Annotated in this window: 21 protein-coding genes; 11 read left to right on the top strand and 10 right to left on the bottom strand. The window is 49.4% G+C overall.

The genetic code is table 11. The features are described 5' to 3' along the window. Positions 1-7: 7 nt before the first annotated feature. From LPQ35_RS00570 to LPQ35_RS00550, 5 genes are read right to left on the bottom strand one after another with little or no spacing between them, the layout of a single operon-like run. Positions 8-1,132, bottom strand: a complete 1,125-nt coding sequence (locus LPQ35_RS00570; RefSeq protein WP_193808638.1) for a sulfate adenylyltransferase — start codon at positions 1,130-1,132, stop codon at positions 8-10. Beyond that, positions 1,129-1,422 (bottom strand): 4Fe-4S binding protein, encoded by a 294-nt coding sequence (locus LPQ35_RS00565; protein ID WP_193808637.1) that lies wholly within the window; start codon positions 1,420-1,422, stop codon positions 1,129-1,131. The genes LPQ35_RS00570 and LPQ35_RS00565 overlap by 4 nt, the downstream gene beginning before the upstream one ends. Continuing rightward, the gene (locus tag LPQ35_RS00560) at positions 1,419-2,972 is read right to left on the bottom strand and encodes an FAD-binding protein (protein ID WP_193808636.1); all 1,554 of its coding nucleotides are present in this window, start codon (positions 2,970-2,972) and stop codon (positions 1,419-1,421) included. The genes LPQ35_RS00565 and LPQ35_RS00560 overlap by 4 nt, the downstream gene beginning before the upstream one ends. Then, positions 2,963-3,205, bottom strand: coding sequence for a sulfurtransferase TusA family protein (locus tag LPQ35_RS00555; RefSeq protein WP_193808635.1), 243 nt, complete (start codon positions 3,203-3,205; stop codon positions 2,963-2,965). Before LPQ35_RS00555 ends, LPQ35_RS00560 begins: the two co-directional genes overlap by 10 nt. Beyond that, entirely contained in the window at positions 3,180-4,586 is a 1,407-nt protein-coding gene (locus LPQ35_RS00550) for a nitrite/sulfite reductase (RefSeq protein ID WP_193808634.1), read from the bottom strand. Before LPQ35_RS00550 ends, LPQ35_RS00555 begins: the two co-directional genes overlap by 26 nt. A gap of 120 nt (positions 4,587-4,706) precedes the next feature. Here LPQ35_RS00550 and LPQ35_RS00545 point away from each other — a divergent pair, with 120 nt between their 5' ends. Genes LPQ35_RS00545 through LPQ35_RS00500 form a run of 10 tightly spaced genes read left to right on the top strand, consistent with a single transcriptional unit; the run spans position 4,707 to position 13,912 of the window. After that, the gene (locus LPQ35_RS00545) at positions 4,707-5,480 is read left to right on the top strand and encodes a TSUP family transporter (RefSeq protein ID WP_193808633.1); all 774 of its coding nucleotides are present in this window, start codon (positions 4,707-4,709) and stop codon (positions 5,478-5,480) included. A gap of 26 nt (positions 5,481-5,506) precedes the next feature. Further along, positions 5,507-6,691, top strand: coding sequence for an O-phospho-L-seryl-tRNA:Cys-tRNA synthase (gene pscS / locus LPQ35_RS00540; protein ID WP_193808632.1), 1,185 nt, complete (start codon positions 5,507-5,509; stop codon positions 6,689-6,691). Continuing rightward, the gene (locus LPQ35_RS00535) at positions 6,688-7,614 is read left to right on the top strand and encodes a DUF169 domain-containing protein (protein ID WP_193808631.1); all 927 of its coding nucleotides are present in this window, start codon (positions 6,688-6,690) and stop codon (positions 7,612-7,614) included. The genes pscS and LPQ35_RS00535 overlap by 4 nt, the downstream gene beginning before the upstream one ends. Then, complete coding sequence (thiI, locus tag LPQ35_RS00530; RefSeq protein ID WP_193808630.1) at positions 7,611-8,741, top strand: tRNA uracil 4-sulfurtransferase ThiI; 1,131 nt, start codon at positions 7,611-7,613, stop codon at positions 8,739-8,741. The genes LPQ35_RS00535 and thiI overlap by 4 nt, the downstream gene beginning before the upstream one ends. A gap of 53 nt (positions 8,742-8,794) precedes the next feature. Then, positions 8,795-9,022, top strand: a complete 228-nt coding sequence (locus tag LPQ35_RS00525; RefSeq protein WP_193808629.1) for a sulfurtransferase TusA family protein — start codon at positions 8,795-8,797, stop codon at positions 9,020-9,022. A gap of 3 nt (positions 9,023-9,025) precedes the next feature. Next, positions 9,026-10,183, top strand: coding sequence for an aminotransferase class V-fold PLP-dependent enzyme (locus LPQ35_RS00520; protein ID WP_193808628.1), 1,158 nt, complete (start codon positions 9,026-9,028; stop codon positions 10,181-10,183). Position 10,184: 1 nt separating this feature from the next. Then, on the top strand, positions 10,185-10,637 hold the full coding sequence (nifU, locus tag LPQ35_RS00515) for a Fe-S cluster assembly scaffold protein NifU (protein ID WP_193808627.1): 453 nt from the start codon (positions 10,185-10,187) through the stop codon (positions 10,635-10,637). Between the two features lie 54 nt (positions 10,638-10,691). After that, complete coding sequence (locus LPQ35_RS00510; protein WP_193808626.1) at positions 10,692-11,099, top strand: SCP2 sterol-binding domain-containing protein; 408 nt, start codon at positions 10,692-10,694, stop codon at positions 11,097-11,099. Then, positions 11,100-12,191: an iron-containing alcohol dehydrogenase gene (locus LPQ35_RS00505; protein WP_346297652.1), complete on the top strand. Its 1,092-nt coding sequence runs from the start codon at positions 11,100-11,102 to the stop codon at positions 12,189-12,191. Next, positions 12,188-13,912 (top strand): aldehyde ferredoxin oxidoreductase family protein, encoded by a 1,725-nt coding sequence (locus LPQ35_RS00500; protein WP_346297651.1) that lies wholly within the window; start codon positions 12,188-12,190, stop codon positions 13,910-13,912. Before LPQ35_RS00505 ends, LPQ35_RS00500 begins: the two co-directional genes overlap by 4 nt. Here LPQ35_RS00500 and LPQ35_RS00495 read toward each other — a convergent pair. Next, a complete protein-coding gene (locus LPQ35_RS00495) occupies positions 13,888-15,042 on the bottom strand; it encodes an MFS transporter (RefSeq protein WP_193806730.1) in 1,155 nt (384 codons plus the stop codon). The genes LPQ35_RS00500 and LPQ35_RS00495 overlap by 25 nt on opposite strands. Before the next feature lie 75 nt (positions 15,043-15,117). Between LPQ35_RS00495 and LPQ35_RS00490 the strand changes: the two genes are divergently transcribed. Continuing rightward, entirely contained in the window at positions 15,118-15,984 is an 867-nt protein-coding gene (locus LPQ35_RS00490; RefSeq protein ID WP_193806732.1) for an MBL fold metallo-hydrolase, read from the top strand. Here LPQ35_RS00490 and LPQ35_RS00485 read toward each other — a convergent pair. Genes LPQ35_RS00485 through LPQ35_RS00470 form a run of 4 tightly spaced genes read right to left on the bottom strand, consistent with a single transcriptional unit; the run spans position 15,981 to position 19,809 of the window. After that, positions 15,981-17,126 (bottom strand): acetylornithine/succinylornithine family transaminase, encoded by a 1,146-nt coding sequence (locus LPQ35_RS00485; protein ID WP_193806734.1) that lies wholly within the window; start codon positions 17,124-17,126, stop codon positions 15,981-15,983. The two genes, LPQ35_RS00490 and LPQ35_RS00485, sit on opposite strands and share 4 nt — an antisense overlap. Further along, positions 17,119-18,033: a glutamine-hydrolyzing GMP synthase gene (gene guaA / locus LPQ35_RS00480; RefSeq protein ID WP_193806737.1), complete on the bottom strand. Its 915-nt coding sequence runs from the start codon at positions 18,031-18,033 to the stop codon at positions 17,119-17,121. Before guaA ends, LPQ35_RS00485 begins: the two co-directional genes overlap by 8 nt. Then, positions 18,026-19,624 (bottom strand): glutamine hydrolyzing CTP synthase, encoded by a 1,599-nt coding sequence (gene pyrG, locus LPQ35_RS00475; protein WP_193806739.1) that lies wholly within the window; start codon positions 19,622-19,624, stop codon positions 18,026-18,028. The genes guaA and pyrG overlap by 8 nt, the downstream gene beginning before the upstream one ends. Beyond that, positions 19,621-19,809 (bottom strand): methytransferase partner Trm112, encoded by a 189-nt coding sequence (locus tag LPQ35_RS00470; protein WP_193806741.1) that lies wholly within the window; start codon positions 19,807-19,809, stop codon positions 19,621-19,623. Before LPQ35_RS00470 ends, pyrG begins: the two co-directional genes overlap by 4 nt. Positions 19,810-19,813: the final 4 nt, after the last annotated feature.

Here is a 19,813-nt window from a genome sequence, read left to right as displayed (position 1 = left end):
ACTCACCTCAGGTTGATTCATCAACCACGAAGGGATTATCAAATTTTCTCACAGTGTCCAGCACCTCGTCCCTGATGTACTCGCACCTGTGGTTGTTCAGCAGGCAGTTTCTGACGTACGTCCCCGAAAAATTGCTCGCTTCATGCGGACAGACACTCTTGCTGATAATTCCGCACCTGTCACAGCAGTGAAACTCCTTGAAGAAGAGCGGCTTTATCTTCAGGTCGTCATGCTCCATCAGCTTCTCATGAGCCTCGTATGGTTTGTAGTAGCTGCCCACACCTGCATGGTCCCTTCCCACAATGAAGTGGGTGCATCCGAAGTTCTGCCTGACGATGGCATGCAGCACAGCCTCCCTTGGCCCGGCATACCTCATCTCCGTTTTCCAGATTCCAAGGAAGGTTTTGTCCTTTCTGTAATAGCTGTCGATGAGGGTTCTGTATGCTTCGATGATGACCTCATCTCTGAAGTCTCCGGGTTTCTTCTTCCCGATAACCGGATTTATGAACAGTCCTGCCTCTTTACCGGTGTATGCCTCAACAGCCATTACTGCAGTCTTCTGCACGTACTCGTGGCCTATGTGGGGTGCATTTCTCGTCTGGAACGCAACCACATAGTCCCATTTTCTGAAAATCTCTCTCGTAACTTCGGGCGGGAAGAAATACTCGCTGAATCTGTTATCTGCAGTTTCGATGAACCAGACCTTTCCCCCTGCGAGCCTGTCACCGAATGATTTAACCCTCCTCACGCCAGGATGTTCGGCATCGGTTGTTTTGAAGACCTGCCTTGCGTATTCTTCCTTGTCGTAGCTGTAAACGTCCTCGACCTCTATGACACCGACAATCGTGTCTCCGAACTTCAGAGCGTAGCTCTCCCCTTCCCTGACATCGGCATCAAGCACTATTGGTATCGTCCAGGAAAGCCCGTTTTCGAGCCTGCCCTCCCACAAAACCGATTCGAAATCGTTTGAGCATAGAAACCCTTCAAGAGGGCTGTATATGCCATAACCTATGTTTTCAACATCCAGGGCACGTTCTCTGTCTATGCTTATGCTGTCCAGCTCCCTTGCCTCCTCTCTGAGCCTTTCATCGGCAATCCTCTTTACGAGCCTGCCTCCATGCGGTTCAATCATTTTCTCACCTGGATTTTCATCTCATCGATTTTCCTTCCTTCAAACAGGATCTGGAATATCATGCTTTTGCCCTCATCTTTAACAAGCATCTCGTAGCGCTGATCGCCTATGTGAGGGGGAAGTCTGAGCCTGATCGCCTCGGCCGGACACTCCTTTATGCACGCACAGCAGTGCCAGCACTTTTCCGGATATGCGAGGCGGGGGAATTCATCAAAGCCAATGGTGAGTGTGGGACAGATCCTTTCACACTTTCTGCATTTTATGCATTTTTCGAGATCGAAGACAATCATGTGTAATCCCTCCTGTAAGCGATCTCTCCATTCTCGAGTCTGGATACGAGAAGGTAGTTCGAGTTACTCCATTCGGGATAATCGCTCCTCATCTGGAACGGCGGCATTCTCGTCTCTCTTCTTTCGATCATGTGGTGGAGCATTGTCTTTGCCGTCACAAGCCTGTCGCGGGTTTCCAAGCATCTGAGCCTGTCTCCTCCGAGCTTCAGCGTCAGAAGTTTGTTCACCTCTGCGAGAGCGATTCTTGCTGACTGTTCGTTGTATATGTAATATCGGGAAAGACCTCCCGCATAATGCTCCAGAACGAACTTCATCCTCTCCTCCGCATCCTTCCAGCTGTAATCTCCAAATTCAGGAATTCTCTCCTCCGGTTTGAGGTCGTTTGCTCTTTTCGTTCTGGATGCAGTTCTCGCGGCTATTATCCCCTCAGCCAGAGCCCCTCCAACGTGTTTCAGGGGAACCCCGCCGGCAGCATCTCCGGCAGCGAGCAGGTATTTGATCGATGTCATCCTGTCCTCGTTAACCCATATCCCTGCAACCGTGTGTGAGCCTGAGATGTATGGCTCGCATGGCATGACCTCGAGGAGTTTCTCCTTAAGGTCTATACCCCTGGCGTTTATGAACAGGTAGAACAGGGGCCAGGCGTTGAGGTACAGCCTGAGAAGCCTTTCCTTCTGCTCGTCCGTTATCTCTGAGGTGTCTATGTATACAGGAAACCTGCCCTCAGCGTACTCTCTTATCGGCCCTAAGGCTCTCAGAGCTATTGGCGACCCCTCACCGCCGTACTCCGCAAACTTCTCCTTCATGAACTCCTGTCCTTCTGAATTTCTGAGAGGTGCCTTGAAGCCAACGGCGGTAACACCTATTGGGCTGTTCACGTCCTTTATTCTCGGTGGAATGAATCTGAACTCGAAACCCTCTATCTCTGCCCCGGCCCTTATTGCCAGGGAGTATCCCGTTCCGGCGTTTGACGGGGGATACCATGGAACAGTGTAATTCATGTACAGCCCGCTCGCCCCTCCGGTTGCGATCAGCACAGATTTTGCTCTCACGAAAAATGTCTCGTCGTTTTTGAAATCGTAAACATAAACTCCCGCAACCTCGCCATTCTCAACGGCAAGCTCGAATGGATATGCTCTTTCAATTATGTTTTCCGTGCTGTCCCTCGCTATATCTGCGAGAATTGGCTTTATATGCTCTCCGTAAATTCTCATCCCGAATCTTCCCTGCCTTTCATGGAGAACGGGAAGACCGTATTTTTCCAGAATCTCGACGGCGTAGGGGGTCTCTTTAATGAGGGTCAGGGCAAGGTCTCTCCTCGCAAGACCCATTCCCTGATGTTTCACGAACTCGTAATAATCCTCCGGTTTTTCACCCTCGTGGAGGTAGGAATATATCGCATTGACACCCGGGGCGAGACACCCGCTCCTCCTTATGCTGGCCTTTTCTATTATGAGATTTTCAATTCCTTTCTTATTTGCCTCATAACTTGCCATGCAGCCCGCTGTTCCACCGCCTATTATCGCGAGTTCAGTGTTGATTATTTCCATATCTTTATCCTCCAGTGATCACCCTCTTTTTCGGATTCCACCTGGTATCCTCTTTTTTTGAGAACGATTGGTAAATCTCTGGCCGATGGAGGATTGTCCGTGATGACCTCAAGCCTCGCATCTCCGATTTTTTTCAGGGCAAGCTCCGTGTATATCTGCGGGAACGGGCATGCATTGCCCCTGACGTCAAGCTCAAAAACTCCGTCTTCAATCTGTTTCAGTTTCAGTTCCATTTTTTATCCCCTCCAGCAGTTTTTCAAATTCCTCGAACAGCTTATCTCCATACAGTCCTTCAGCATGAACCTTCGCCATTTTCAGCCCGGCGAAATCTCCGCCGTAGAGAAGGTCGTAACCCTGGACGATACCCTCATCCGTCTTGACCAGCCTCCCAACAAGTCCGATTTCGCCAACATGGTGGCATCCACATGCATTTCTGCATCCGGAAACGTGTATTCTGACGTCTTTAATTCCCTTCCTCTCGCATATCTCCATCAGCTTTTTGAGAACATCCTTTGCGTGCGGCTCATTCGTTCTGCCGCAGAAGTTGGATGCACATCCGATTGAGGAATAGTACATGGCACCTTCCTTAACATCAAAAACCCTTGAAAGGTCTTCTTTCAGCTTTTCAACATCCTTAACATCGACGAAGGTTACGTTCTGTTCCGGTGTTAGCCTAACCTCGCCATCCCCGTGTTTGTCTGCCATGTCTGCAATGAAGACGAGCTTCTCGGCATCGAGAACGCCCCCAACAAGGGGCAGCGTGTAGTAGTAAAGACCATTGACCTGCTCTCCCGACCCGTTATGGTCGGAAGGTGCGGGTGTGAACATCTCCACTCTCTCGAATTCACCCGTTATGCTCTCGATCTCATCCCTCAGCCTCTCGATGCCCCACTGGTTCACGAGGTTTTTGAATCTCGCCTTGACCTTGCTCTCCCTGCTTGAATTGTCCCTGTGTATCTCAACCACGGTCTTCACGAAGTCGAATGCTTTTTTCTCTGGCACGAATATTCCGAGGCTCTTTGCGAGGTTCGGTCCGGGCTGACTTGCACCAATGCTGCCTCCGACAAACGGAACGAACCCGTGCTCCCCCTCATACTCCATCCCGAACATTCCCAGGTCGTTGATTCCAAGCCTAACGCAGTCTCCGCCGCATCCGGTAAAGGCTATTTTGAATTTTCTCGGCAGATCGAGGAATTCCGGATTTCCCGTGAAATACTCTGTCAGCTTTATGGCATGTTTTGAAACGTCGAAATCAGTTATCTTGCCGCTGAGCGGACAGGACACGATGTTTCTGACGTCTCCAAAGCACGCACCGCTGAAGCCCTGGCCGCACATGTCTGTGTAGTACCCCATTTCGTAGAGGTTTTCGAAGATTTCCAGTGCCTTTTCCGGCTCGATCCAGTGAAGCTGAATGCTCTGCCTGTCAGTAACTTCTGCATATCCTCTCCCATATTTTTCCGAAAGCGCTGCTATCTTTCTCAGCTTTTCAGACTCCACCTGACCGGCGGGTATCTTGATCCTCAGAAAATGAGCCGAACCACTGCCATTGTCCCTACCGAGCGAGTATTTTCCCACAAATTTTGAAATGTCTCCAATATCTATCGAAATCTCCATACTGCATCATCTCCTCATATGTGCATGTTTAAAGCAGGTGATATGTTTTTTAAATCTTGACTTTTTCGTTAAATATTAATATCTGAACTTAAATTTAACGGTGTTAAAGGTGATCCAAAAATGCTGGAGATATTGGGATTTGCGGTGGGGCTGCTCGTGGGGCTGACAGGGATAGGAGGAGGGGCGCTCATGACTCCACTTCTGATCCTCTTTGGAATATCTCCGAAGATTGCAGTGGGGACGGATCTCGCATACGCTTTCTCTGTCAAGTCCTTTTCGGCCGCTGTTCATAAAAGGGGCGATAATTTCGACTTCAGGCTTTTCAGATTCACAGCTCTGCCGGGTGTTTTCGGGATTATTGCGGGTCACATATTCTTCAGCAGGGGTCTGATAGATGAGGGCATGATCACAATCACCCTCGCAGCAGTTCTTCTCGTTTCCTCTCTTCTGATGCTTTATACCAGCAAAACCAGCAGAATTAAAACAGAGTGCTTTATATGTGACAAATACTGCGAGAGCTTTCACGACAACAGCCTGAAGGTTTACATCCTGATTCCCGTGGGATTTATCGTCGGGTTGCTGGTTCAGATTACGTCCGTCGGGGGTGGCACTCTGCTAACCTTCGCAGTACTCAATCTGACGAACCTCAAGCCCAACCGGGTTGTTGGGACTGATTTAGCCACATCAACGCTGTTCTCAGCAGTTGCTCTGATTTCGCACGGTTCTCTTGGAAACGTGGACCTCGGACTTGCGACACAGCTGATTCCGGCGGGACTGGTTGGATCGCTCATCGGGTATTACCTCTCGAAGAGATGCTCCCCCGGATTTCTGAGAATGGCAATAACTGCGAGCATCGGGTTTGCGTCTCTCGTGATAATAGCGAGCAAAATTTAAATAACTAAACACCGTTAAGGAGAGGGATGGAGCTGTCGAGATATCACCCGAACAACCTGAAGAGAATCTCTGAGGGGATGATAAACATACATCCCATCCAGAGAGGCGGAATTTTGACTGAGGAGGCGAAAAAAATACTTTTAAGCTGGGCAGATGGTTACTCTGTCTGTGACGTCTGTCTTGAAGGCAGGGTTGATCTCATAAAAAATCCTCCGATAAATCAGCTCAAACAGGATGTTGCCGAATTTCTCGGAATGGATACTGCCAGGTTTACTGCGGGGGCGAGACACGCAAAATTCGTTATAATGTCCGCCTTCAAGGGCGGCACTCTCGTTCTCGACTCACTCGCACACTACACATCATACATTGCGGCTGAACTGAACGATATGAAAATATATGAGGTTCCCAATTCGGGTTATCCCGATTTCAGAATAAATCCTGAGGGTTATGCTCAGACCTTTGAAAGGGTGAAGGAGGAAACGGGTAGGTATCCGGACATTGCCCTCCTGACCCATGTTGATTACAGGTACGGCAATCTGGCCGATGCGGAGAAGGTGGGTAGGATTTGTGAGGAATATGAAATACCTCTCGTTCTGAACACAGCATACACCTCCGGTCTTATGGAGATAAATGGAAAGAAGCTGAAAGCGAGCTTTATAGTTGGTAGCGGTCACAAAAGCTGGGCAGCCACCGCTCCAATTGGCATTCTTGCCACCAATTACGAGCTTGCTGACCGGGCTTTTCAGACGTCAAAGGTCAGGGGAGAATGGAGCGGCAGAGCATTTACAAAGAAGGAGCTATCCATGTTTGGATGCTCACCGGTTTACGGACTGCCAGTCATAACGCTGATGGCCTCATTTCCGAAGGTGGTCGAAAGGGTTAAGCACTGGGATGAAGAGGTTGAGAAGGCGAGATGGTTCGTGAGGGAGATGGAAAAAATCGAGGGGCTCCAGCTCATAGGTGAGAGGCCCAAGAATCACACGCTGATGCATTTCGAGTCTCCTGCGTTCCACAGCATAGCAAAAAGCCACAAGAAGAAGGGCTACTTCCTGTATCATGAACTGAAGAAAAGGGGAGTCTTTGGTGTGCAGGCTGGCATGACCAAAAACTTCAAGGTGAATACCTACGGGCTTTCGTGGGAGGAACTCGAGAAGGTTGCAAATGCTTTTAAAGATATTGCCGAAAAATACGGGGTGGAGGTGGAGGATTGAACTTCAGAGATTACTTTGAAATCCCGCTCAATCCCGTAGCAGTCATCTTTAGAAAGGAAGAAATGGACGCTGAGGGCGAATACCGGTTCTGTGAGGCCGTCAGGATAGTAGCAGAGCATGGAGAGAGGATTGTAATCAACGAATTCAATCTGATGTGTGCCGGAGCGCTGGTCTCTCTCGGCTTTGTCACCGAAATGGCTGAAGAGGGCGAAACGAGGAGCATAGTGCTTGAGCCGTACAGGGGTCAGGAATGTGATGTGGTGCTCGTTGTGGCAACACCTGACAGAATAATGCGGATTTCCTCTTACTACAAGAACCTGTTCGATGAGGAGCTCAAGGCGCAGTTCGCTGGAGAAACTGCGGTTTGTGGAGAAGCGACTGCAAGAGTGAGAGACACAGGCGAACCGAACATATCCTTCCTCTGCCCGGGAGCGAGGGAGATTGGGAATTACAGGAGGGAAGAGGTGGTCATAGGATTTCCAAAGGACGTATTCGTCAGAATTGAGACAGCGATAAGAAAACAGGAAGTCAAGGCGCTGTGCGGGTGTCTGATGGACGATCTGCCCAAGGACCTCATTGAAAGGTTTGAGCAGATGGGCTTTGATAAGTCAACCGACCACTTCTTCGGCTTTGTCAGCGGCAAGAGCGTGAAGCTGTACATTTTCAAGGGAGAAAAGAACACGCTTGGAATCTACACATCAGTCAAGTTCAAAAGCGAAGAAGAGGCTGAGAGGGTTGCTGAGAGCTACGCTGGAGAGTACGTCCTCATGCCGAGGGAAAACTGGATCGAAATCATGAAGGTGTCTGACATTGATGTCTTTCAGGAATACCGGAAACCAGACTTCGAGAAAAGGTTAAACTCAGAGATTGAGAAAATAGTCGAGGAAGCGAGGAGGATAAAGGGGTTGAAGGCAAGAGCATGAGGGTGTACGTCGTTCATTACTCGGAAATCGCATTGAAGGGGAAAAACAGGAGCTATTTTGAGAAGAAGTTAGTCAGCAACCTCAAAAGGAAGCTTGGTGATGACAGCATAAAAATCAGGAGAGAGTACGGAAGGATTGTGATCGATTCCGGGGAGGAAAGGATCGAAAACGTGCTGAGGAAAACTCCGGGAGTTAAATATTCTGCACTTGCAGAGATGGTTGAGCCTGACGTTGAACTGATTGCAGAAAAGGCGATAGAGTTTGCGCCCGACTCAGGTACGTTCAGGGTTGAGACGAAGCGAAGCTACAAGGAGTTCCCCATGAACTCGATGGAAGTGAACAGGCTGATTGGCGAAAGGATACTCAGGGCGAAGAAAAATCTGAAGGTTGATCTCAGGAATCCGGAAAACACGGTTTACATAGAAATCTCAAAAGATCACGCTTACGTTTACTCCGGGAGAATTGAAGGTGTTGGCGGTCTGCCGACAGGAGTTTCGGGCAAGGTGGTCACCCTGATTTCCGGAGGTATCGACAGCCCCGTGTCAGCATTCATGGCGATGAAGAGAGGGGCGGAAGTTGTGGCGGTGCACTTCTTCAATTCCACGATTCATTCTCCTTCCGTCAGGAAGAAGATTCATGATCTCGCCAGAAAACTTTCGGAGTATCACAGGATCAAGCTATACATGGTTCCATTTGTGCAGATTCAGAGGGAGATTATAGCAAAGATACCTGCCGATTACAGAATGGTGGTTTACCGGAGGAGCATGATGAGGATGGCATCGATGATTGCTGAGAAAGAAAACGCCAAGGCAATTTTCACCGGGGACAATCTCGGACAGGTTGCATCCCAGACACTCGACAACATGCGAACGATTTATGAAGCAGCACAATACCCTGTTCTCACACCACTCATTGGACTTGACAAGGATGAGATAATCGAGGTTGCGAGGAAAATAGGCACTTACGAAATCTCCATTCTCCCTTACGAGGACTGCTGTTCTCTGCTTATGTCGAGGCATCCCGTTACCAAAACAACTCCTGAAGACGTCATGAGATTCGAGGGTTTCTGCAACCTTCAGGAAGAGGAGGCCGTTGAAAACGCCGAGGTTTACGAATACGGTTTTTAATTTTCTGTAACTCCAGCGAAACCAATATATAAATTAACATTGTTAATTTCGTGATGAAAGAGAAATCTGTGGACTGCATTGGTATGTTCTGTCCCATGCCTCTTTTCCTCACGAGAAAGGCGATAGAAGAGGTCGAAGTTGGGGACGTTATCGAGGTTCTTGCCGACGACCCCTCAGCCAGAAAGGATATTCCCGAGTGGGCTGAGAGGGCCGGACATAAAGTTTTAAGTGTTGAGGAAGATGATGGAATATTCATAATCAGAATTCAGAGAGGTGTCTGAAAAATGCCGTATATGGACTATGTGGCCGGTTCTCCGGTTGATGAACGTGTAATCGAGGAGATGCTGAAGTATTTCAGGCATCCCGGAAACCCGTCATCAATTCATTCGAAGGGTCTTGAGGCGAGACAGATTGTGGAAGATGCGAGAGCCAAGGTGGCCGGGCTTGTAAATGCGGACAGCTCTGAAATAATCTTTACGAGTGGAGCAACTGAATCCAACAACCTTGCAGTGATCGGGTATGTGATGAGGAACAAAAATAAGGGCAGGCACATTGTGGTGAGCGCAATTGAGCACATCTCCATAATCAATTCTGCCAAGTTTCTGATGAAGAACGGATTCGAAGTGGACTTCGCACCGGTTGACAGCCATGGAAAGGTCAGGCCTGATGAGCTCGAGAATCTTATCAGGGATGATACGATTCTGGTGTCAGTCCAGCATGCGAATCCCGAAATAGGGACGATTCAGGATATTGAGAAAATCAGGGAGATTTTTGACTGTGCGTTTCATGTGGATGCCACCGCTAGCCTCGGAAAGATAGAGGTTGATGTTGAAAAACTTGGCGTGGATATGCTCACACTCTCCTCAAACGACATCTATGGCCCGAGGGGTGTTGGGGCGCTGTACATTCGCAAGGGTGTCAGGGTGAACCCGGTCATACTGGGTGGCGGGCAGGAAAGAGGCCTCAGAGGTGGAACGGAGAACGTGGCAGGAATAGCCGGTTTTGGAAAAGCTGCAGAGATTGCGAGCGAGGAATGGAGGGCAGAATCTGAAAGACTTCAGAAAATGAGGGACAGGCTGATTGAGGGAATGCTAAAGATTGAGGACACGTATCTCAACGGACATCCCGTTGAGAGGCTCCCGAACAACGCCAGTTTCAGGTTCAGCTACATAGAGGGTGAGTCAATACTTCTAAGCATTGATATGGAGGATATTCAGGCATCCACAGGCTCGGCATGCACTTCAAAAACACTACAGCCCTCTCATGTACTCATGGCGATAGGTCTCAAGCATGAGGAGGCACATGGAAGTGTCGTTTTCAGTCTCGGAAGGTGGAGCAGGGAAGAGGACGTGGATTATGTCCTTGAAAAGCTCCCACCCGTCATCGAGAGGTTGAGGATGATGTCTCCTCTTTACATGAAAAGGAAGAAAGGGGGTGATTGACTTGTATAGTGAAAAGGTCCTTGAGCATTTCAGGAATCCCAGGAACGTTGGCGTTATAGAGGACGCTGATGGTGTTGGAACCGTGGGTAACCCTGTATGCGGAGATTTAATGACCATGTACATCAAGGTTGAGGATGACAGAATCGTTGACATAAAATTCCAGACATTTGGCTGTGGTGCGGCGATAGCAACCAGCAGCATGGCGACAGAACTTGCGAAGGGCAAAACGCTCGAGGAGGCATTGCAGATCACAAAGCAGACCGTTGCTGAAGCTCTCGGGGGTTTACCTCCCCAGAAAATGCACTGCTCAAATCTCGCTGCAGATGCGCTGAAAAGGGCAATTGCAGACTATCTGAAAAAGAATGGGAGGGTAGAAGATCTGAAAAGACTCGGTCTTGACAATCTTCCCGATGAAGACGAACATGATGACCATGGAGAACTCTGTCCGATGTAAATTTTAAGTTCCATTGAGCGTTAAATTTAATTATTTTTGATTTCAATTTACTCTATGCCAAAGCTGTTTTCCGAAGAATGGGTAAAGGAGTACATGAGGTTGCTGAACGAAAGTGAAGAGTATGCACAGGCTGCAAAGGACTGGGAAGGGGATTTTCTTTTTGTGGTGGAGCCGGACGAGGGGCTGACTGAGCCGATGTACATCTACCTCGACCTCTACCATGGAAAGGCCAGAGACGGGTACATGGTGAAGGACCCTTCCCAGGTGAGTGCGGCGTTCGAGTTCAGGGGGAAGTATTCGAACTGGAAGAAGCTTTTAAACGGCGAGATAGACCCCATAAAGGGGCTTGTAACCGGCAAGTTCAAGCTCAGGGGGAATATGGCGAAGGTCATGAGGTATGCCAAGGCTGCCAAAGCCCTCGTAGAGGTGGCTCAGAAGGTCGAAACAGAGCTGCCGGAGTAGATGTCCATGTGGAATTTTTTATCTCCAAAAATCGTCTTCGGGGAGGACTCTGTCGAATTTCTTGAAAGGTTGCAGGGTAAGAGAGCTGTTCTGATCTCGGACGAGGTTGTGGGTGAAAAATTTTCAAAAATTCTGGAAAATTACGCTGATTTTGCCGGGAGGATTTATCTCCCTGCAAGAGAGCCGTACAGAGAGGACGCAGAGGATGTGGCTGAGAGACTCAGGGAAATTGAACCGGATTTCATCGTGGCCCTCGGTGGTGGAAGCGTTCTTGACGTTGCGAAGGCAGCAAGGATTCTTGCAGAGCTTGACATTCCTCCTGAGGAGATAACACCCTTCACCGATCTCGAGGAAATGGGCTATTCCGGCAGGATGAAGCTGGTTGCGATACCCACCACAAGCGGAACGGGCAGTGAGGTAACCTGGGCAATAGTTCTCAAGGACAGGGGCGAGAGAAGGAAGATTGTAATGGCAAACGAAAAGGCGATGCCCGAGATTGCTCTGGTTGATCCAGTCTTCGTTTACGAAATGCCGGAAAGCATCGCAATCTCTTCGGGCTTCGACGCTCTGAGCCATGCGGTTGAGGCTTACCTTTCAACCTTCAGCAATCCCTTCAGCGATGCTCTCGCTGTGAAGGCTGTAAGGCTCATCGCTGATAGCTTTGAACAATCGGCTGAGGGTGACAGGAAGGCGAGAGAGAACATGCACCTGGCCGCCACGATTGCAGGTCTGGCTTTCAGCAACTCCCAGGTTGGAGTAGTGCATGCTCTCGCACACGCCACCGGAGCGGTTCTGAACATGCCCCACGGGATTGCGGTTGCAGTATATCTGAAACCGGTTCTCGAATATTATGCTGAAAAAGGTATTGAGAGGGTCGCTGAGCTTTCGCATGAGACAGGCATGGATGTCATGGCCCTGATGCAGAATCTGTATTCGAGATTCAGCGTGGAGGGCCATTACGATTCTTCCGAAATCAGGAAAAACAGCGAAGGGATAGTGAAAAGGGCGATGGAGGATAGCTGCATAGTTACCGGACCTTTTGTGCCTGAAGAGGATGAGCTTTTCGAGATTATCGGAAAGGTGATTGGATGATGTATACAGGAAAGCTTTTGAGAATCAATCTTGAAAGCGGAGATGTTAAAACCTTCAGGCCCGGAAAAGACCTTTACAGGGAGTTTCTCGGTGGTGGCGGTCTGGCCGTGAACCTGCATCTCGACATGGGGTCGTACAGCGCCGACCCACTTGGCCCTGAGAACCCGCTGATTCTCATGACTGGCCCGCTCACCGCCTCAGCCCCTTCATGTTCAAGACTGCAGTTCACGGCAAGGTCTCCCCTCACTTATGCGTGGGGTGAAAGCAGCGTTGGGGGCAGAATTGCAACGTACATCAAGAGGGCAGGATGGGATGGACTGATCATTGAGGGAAAGAGTAACAGGCCAGTTTACCTAACCGTCAGCTCTGATGGGGCTGAAATCAGAGAAGCAGACCACCTCTGGGGTAAGACGACTTACGAGACTCAGGAAGAGATAATGAAAGACGAAGGCGAAGCGTCAACAGCAGTGATTGGTCCGGCTGGGGAAAATCTGGTGAGGTATGCATGCGTTCTGGTCGACAACTCGAGAGCAGCCGGAAGAACTGGAATGGGGGCGGTTATGGGCAGCAAAAATCTCAAGGGTATTGCGGTGCTGAAGGAGGATGAATTCACTCCGGAACCCGAGAACCCGGAAGCTTACAGAGATGCCGTAAAGCAGCTTGCCGACAGGATAAAGGAGAACTTCACGGCAAACATGCTTAAGGAAGTGGGTACGGGGGGTTACGTTGAGTCGGCGGAGATGTTCGGTGATCTGCCCGTCAGGTATTTCACCTCCGGAGTTTTCGGTAAAGCTGAGAAAATCTCCGCAAACTATCTGGTGGAGAAGTACCTCAAGAAACACGACGGGTGCATGGGATGTGCAATAAGGTGCGGCAAGGTCCTCGATTACAATGGGGGAGAATATCATCTGCCGGAATATGAAACCCTCGCATCTTTCGGCTCTCTTCTGATGATTGATTCTGGAGAGAAGCTGATTGAGATGAACCACGCTGCCAACGCCCTTGGTATGGACACGATTTCGGCAGGAGTTACCATCGGCATGGCGATGTATCTCACTGAAAACAACCTTGCTGACTTTGGAGTGAGGTTCGGTGATGCTGAAGGGGCTGTCAGCCTTCTACACGACATAGCGTTCAGAAGGGGGAACGGCGACCTCCTCGCAGAGGGTACGATGAGGGTTGAGCAGAAGCTCGGCCTGAACGGAATTGCAGCCCACGTCAGGGGCCTTGAGATACCGATGCATGATCCGAGGGCGTTTTTCAGCCTTGCGGTGGCCTATGCGACAAACAACAGAGGAGCATGCCACCTGCCCCACCAGATGTACAATGTCGAGATGGGCCTGAAAATAAAAGCATACGGCATTGAGAGCGAGGACAGATTCGAAAACAGGGGTAAGGGAATAATAACTGCCAGAATGCAGAACTTCACGGAGATTTTCAATTCTCTCGTAATGTGTGCATTCGTCCCTGCAAAGCCGTCCCACATAGCCTCCCTTCTCACCCATGGACTCGGAGTGGATTACTCTGTTGAGAGGATATATGAAATCGGAGAGACGACCTTCCTGGCGAAGAGGAGATTCAACGAGCTTGCTGGGAGGGGAAGGGACCATGACAGGCTACCCGAGATAATTTTGCAGCCTGTGGATGGTGGAAGCGAGGGCAACGTCCCTGATGTTGAGCTCCAGCTTAAGGAATATTACGACTTCAGGGGCTGGAACTGACCCCTTTTATTTTTCAGGGTCTGAAGAACGACAGGCACCGATATAAGCAGGGAGAAGAGTATGTATGGCGATTCGAAACCAACGTATCCACTCATCATACCGGCGATCAGCGGGCCAGCGGTCAATCCTGCGGTTATAACAGAGGAGAGAATGCTCATGGACATTGCATAGCTCAGACCGCTCCTCTCGGCTATGGTGACTGTGGCTGATGTGTAAACAAGCGCCACGATAAACCCCTGAATGAACCTGACACCGAGAAAAACGTAGATGTTCGGAATCAGAATCAGGAGGGAAGTAACTGATATCAGGAGAGACGAGATTGTGTACGATTTCAGTCCACCGTGCCTGTCTGTCAGATATCCGGCATAGGTGTTTGATAGTGTTCTGGTGATGAGGTAGATGCTGAAGGACAGCCCGAATTCCAGCGGGGTGATGCTCAGCCTCTCGAGGAACGAGTTTTCGAGGGGTACTATTGAGGACATGAGTGCAACGACGAACATTAGAGACACGAGGATGGGATATATCTCCCTGCTGACATCTCTGAAACCGCCCTTTCTCTTTTTCATCTCCGAAATTTCGGGCTCATCCACCAGCATGAATACGCCCATGGAGGATACCAGAACGAATAATGCCGATATGTAAAATACAATGTTCAGGTTGAGGCTTATGAGAATGCCCGCCATGATGGGAGAAATCGAAAACCCCAGATCTGTGAACGTGTTGTAGATACCAAAGCTCTGCCCCTTCTTCTTTCCAGCAAGAGAAATGACGAGCGTGAGGCTCGATACCATGAGAAAGCTTTCAATAATTCCAAGCACGACCCTGAGGAAAAGAAGCTCCTCAACCGTCCTTATGGATGTGTAGAAGAAAATTAGGATTGCCGTGAGCAGCAGAGAGAGTGAGAGGATTTTCTTCGGTCTTGATGATCTTTCAATCACCTTTCCTGCCAGAGGCTGAACGAGAGTTGCCACAAGACCCCAGATGGATATGACTATGCCTGAGACAAGGTCTATTGGAAGGCTGTATACTGAAAGTGACGAAATCAGAATTGGCAGTGCAAAATAGGCCATACCACTTCCCACTGAATCCGCGAATCTTGCGATGGACACCGTCAGTATTCTGCGCTCCACTCCTGCAGAAAATGCGGGCCGGAATATAAAAAAAGTGTGAAAAATTTTAACACATATCTGCATTTTTGTCTCAAGTTGAACCCCTGGCGAAATAATGTATTTATTCTGATTTTTTACAGAGAGCATGTGAAGCTTGCAGATGGTGTTTACCTCATCGAGGGTCAGAACAGGGGCAGGTTTCCCTACTGCAACTGTCTGCTTGTCGATAATCTTCTGATTGATTCAAGCTGCGGAAAGGACAGGCTTGAGGCAGTTCTTGACAGATTCGACGAGCTTGTTCTCACCCACACACATCCCGACCACGCATCCGGAGCATGGCTTGCTGAAAAATACGGGAAGAGCGTATACACTCCGCATCCGGCCACGACGGTGGAAGAGCTTGCCAGAAGGTTTGCTCCGGAAGTCGCGGATGAGTGGATGGATTTTGCAAGAAACATGGCCGGTCTGAGGGACTTCAGCGGCATTCTGTATGATGAAAGCCACGATTTCAGCACGAAAAACCACGAGGTTGAGCTGATAAAGACTGAGGGACACACGGTGGACATGCACCTCTTCCTGATCGATGGCAGAATTCTGTTTTCGGCTGACATAGACCTGACACCATTTGGCCCCTGGTATGGAAATCCGGAGAGCGATCCGGAGATGTTCAAGAAGAGCATAGAGATTCTTTTTGACTACGATTTCACGGTGATTGTTCCATCCCACCGCAAACCTGTCGAGGGCAGGGAGAACATTGAAGCTCTCCTGACTGAATTTCTCGAGCATTTCGACAGAAGGGATGAGCTGATCTCCGAGCTTCTGGGCAGGGGTTACAACATTGACATGATTGTTGAACACTCTCCAGTTTACAGGGGCAAGAAACCGGCCTGGAGGAATATTCTCGACTACTTCGAGAGGAACATGGTCCTCAAGCATGTGAAAAAACTGGAGGGAAAAAATTAGTGGGCAAACTCTTCGAAAACTGACAGGGCAAGATCAACTTCTTCTCTGCTTATTGTCAGTGGCGGGATTATTCTCACGTCTCTCTCGGATGTTGCGTTTACAAGCACACCTCTGCCCATGGCAAACTGGGAAAAACCCTTCGCATCACTTACACTAAGACCAACCATCAGCCCGAAGCCCCTCACATCCTGAACGAAGTCAAAACCTTCAAGTCCCTTTCTGAATCTCTCCCCCATTTTCCTCGAATTCTCCAGAAGGTTGTTCTGCTCCATGTACTCTATGGTTGCGAGAGATGCCGAGCATGCGAGCGGGTTTCCGCCAAACGTTGATCCATGATCTCCCTTCTGGATTCCGGAATGCACCTCCTCGCTTACGGCAACCGCCCCGATGGGGAACCCGTTGCCCATGGCCTTTGCGAGGGTCATGATGTCTGGCTCGAACCCGTAGATATCCTTGGCAAACCACTCCCCGGTTCTGCCAAATCCGGTCTGCACCTCATCGAAGATTATGAGAAAGTCATGCTCCTCCTTAAGCTCAAACAGCCTTTTCATGAATTCTTTTTTCGCAGGATATACTCCTGCCTCTCCCTGAACGGGTTCCATTATCACCGCCGCGGTCTCTCCGTCCACAGCATTTTCCAGACTCTCTAATGAGTTGAATTCTGCAAAGCTCACCGGCTCTATCAGAGGCATGAACGGCTCCCTGAACTTTTCCTTCCATGTTACTGAAAGCGCACCCATACTCCTGCCGTGAAAGTCGCCCGTGAACGAGACGAATTTCTTTCTGCTTGTAACTCTCCTGGCTATTTTTAAGGCAGCCTCTACACTCTCGGTCCCTGAATTCGTGAAAAAGAATCTATCCATTCCGCTTATCTCAGCAAGTTTCTCCGCAAGCTCGACCTGGGGCTTGGTGTAAAACAGGTTTGAAACGTGGATGAGCTTTTCAGCCTGCTCTCTCACCCTTTCAATCACGTATTCGTTGGAATGGCCCACCGACACGCAGGCAATTCCTGCTATGAGGTCAAGGTATTTTCGCCCGTCTTCGTCAAAAATCCAGCACCCCTTCGCTCTTTCGATTACGATTGGATATCTGTTAAAAAACTGGATGAATACCTTCTTTTCCCTCTCGATGATCTCACTCATACTCGATCGTGGCGGGTGGTTTTGGAGTTATATCATACACGACTCTCACAACCTCAGGAATCTCCTCTGTTATCCTTCTCATGATTCTCCTGAGGATTTCGTAATCAAGCCTGAGGGGTTCTGCAGTCATGGCGTCCCTGCTCTCAACCGCTCTTATTGATATTATGTAGCCGTAAACCCTCTCATCGCCCTTGACACCTGTGGCTCTCCCTATGACTGCTGCGAATGCCTGCCACTTCGGAATGTCCTTGAGCTCCTCCTCGACAATTTTGTTCGCCCTTCTGACCACTTCGACCTTTTCCGGCGTGACTTCTCCGAGCACCCTCACAGCCAGCCCCGGTCCGGGGAATGGCATCCTCTCTGAGATCTCTTCTGGCAGTCCAATGTATCTCGCTACCTCTCGGACCTCGTCCTTGTACAGTTCCCTCAGAGGCTCTATGACCCCTTTAAACGTGTAGTGTGTGGGGAAACCGCCGACATTGTGGTGGCTCTTTATCCCGCCCTGGCTCTCTATTATGTCCGGGTATATCGTTCCCTGAATGAGATAATCGGCTTTTTCCTCTTCCGCAACCTTCTCAAATACCCTGACAAAAAGCTCTCCTATGACCTTCCTCTTTTCCTCCGGATCAACAACACCCTTCAGAGCATTGAAGAACTCGTCCCTCGCATCCACAAATTTGAGATTCATGTACCCGAAGATTTCCTTCACCCTCTCTGGCTCGCCTGCTCTCATAAGCCCCGTATCAACAAAAACGGGTATCAGCTTATCTCCAATGGCTCTGTAAGCCAGAACAGCACAAACGGAACTGTCAACTCCTCCGGATAACGCTATGATTGCCTTTCCGTCACCAACCTGTTCCTTAATCTCCTGAATTGCTTTTTCCACAAATCTTTCAACTTTAACCATTCATTTCCCTCCTGTATTCCAGCGCAGCCCTAACAAACCCGACAAACGGTGGTGATGGGGCAAATGGCTTGGCCTTAAACTCCGGATGGAACTGGGTAGCGAGGAAGAATCTTTTTTCTGGAATCTCCAGGATTTCCATCCTCCTTCCACCGTCTGAGTAACCCGAAAAAACAAGCCCGTTTTTCTCAAGCTCGGCTATGTATTCCGGATTGACCTCATACCTGTGCCTGTGCCTTTCCAGGATTTTTTCGGTCTGATAGAGACTGTGGGCAATTGTGTTCTCCTTGAGAGTTATTTCTATGTCTCCCAGCCTCATCGTCCCTCCCAGTTCATCTATCTCCTTCTGCTCCGGAAGCAGGTCGATAACAGGATGGGGTGTATTTTCATCAAACTCCGTGCTGTTTGCCCCATCGTATCCGAGGACATTTCTGGTGAATTCTATGACAGAAAGCTGAAATCCGAGACAGATGCCGAGGAACGGTATGTTGTTTTCTCTGGCGTATTTGATCGCCATTATTTTGCCCTCAACACCCCTTGAACCGAATCCACCCGGCACAAGTATTCCGTCTGCCTCAATCTCAATCTCCTCAAAATCCTCGAAGTCCTCACTGTCAATCCAGAGATAGCTGACCTTCGTGCCGCTGTAAACTCCGGCTATTTTGAGGGCCTCCCTTATGCTTATGTACGCATCTCTGACATCCATGTATTTGCCGACAATGGCGATTGTTACGTTTTCACCGGCGTTTTTAAGTTTTGAAACGAACTCCTCCCACCTATTCTCGCTTTTGGCCCGATTCAGTCTCAGTTTTTCGGCAATGTATCTGTCGAGCTTTTCCTGTTTGAAAAGCAGTGGAACCTCATAAATGTCGTCTGCGTTTTTCGCGCTTACAACCGCTTCGACGGGAACATCACAGAAGAGCGAAATTTTTCTCTTGGTGCTTTCGGTCAGCTCCTCCTCGCACCTTCCGACGATAACATCGGGATGGAGTCCCAGGCTCCTCAGCTCCTTGACGCTGTGCTGTGTTGGCTTTGTCTTCTGCTCGCCACCGCTGTCGAGCGGAACGAGAGTTACATGGACGAGCAGGAAATCCTCCTCTTTCTCTTCGTTGTGCATCTGTCTTATTGCTTCAAGAAACGGCATGCTCTCGATGTCTCCAACCGTTCCGCCAACCTCGATGAGACAGATATCTGCGTTTTTCTCTTCTGCAACACTCCTTATCCACCGCTTGATCTCGTCGGTAACGTGAGGTATGATCTGGACAGTCTGACCGAGATACTCGCCCTTTCTCTCCTTCTCGATCACATTTCTGTATATCTTTCCGGTCGTGATGTTGTGTTTTCCGGTAAGCTCCATTCCTATGAACCGCTCGTAGTGTCCGAGGTCGAGATCGACTTCTGTTCCATCTTTAAGCACGTAAACCTCGCCGTGCTGGAACGGGTTCATGGTCCCGGCATCGATGTTTATGTACGGATCGATTTTTATCGGCACGACCCTGTAACCCATGTCCACGAGAATTCTGCCTATGCTCGCTGCTGTGATGCCCTTTCCGAGGCCGCTCATCACTCCTCCTGTAACCACTATGAACTTCATACCGTCTCCCTCAGTTCAGGGGGAAGCATGTTTGGTATCCCATCCTCAATCGGATATTCAGCCCCACAGGACTTGCAGATCAATCGTCCCCACACTATCTCTTCTTCGTTCTCCTCCTCGACTTCCACGTCAAGATCTCCTTTGCAAACAGGGCATGCGAGAATTTCAAGAAGTTTCCTCCTCATAACG

The sequence above is a fragment of the Geoglobus acetivorans genome, assembly GCF_039641995.1.
GTDB lineage: Archaea > Halobacteriota > Archaeoglobi > Archaeoglobales > Archaeoglobaceae > Geoglobus > Geoglobus acetivorans.
The sequence above is the reverse complement of the archived record's forward strand: the minus strand, read 5'-3'. Positions and strand labels throughout refer to the sequence as shown.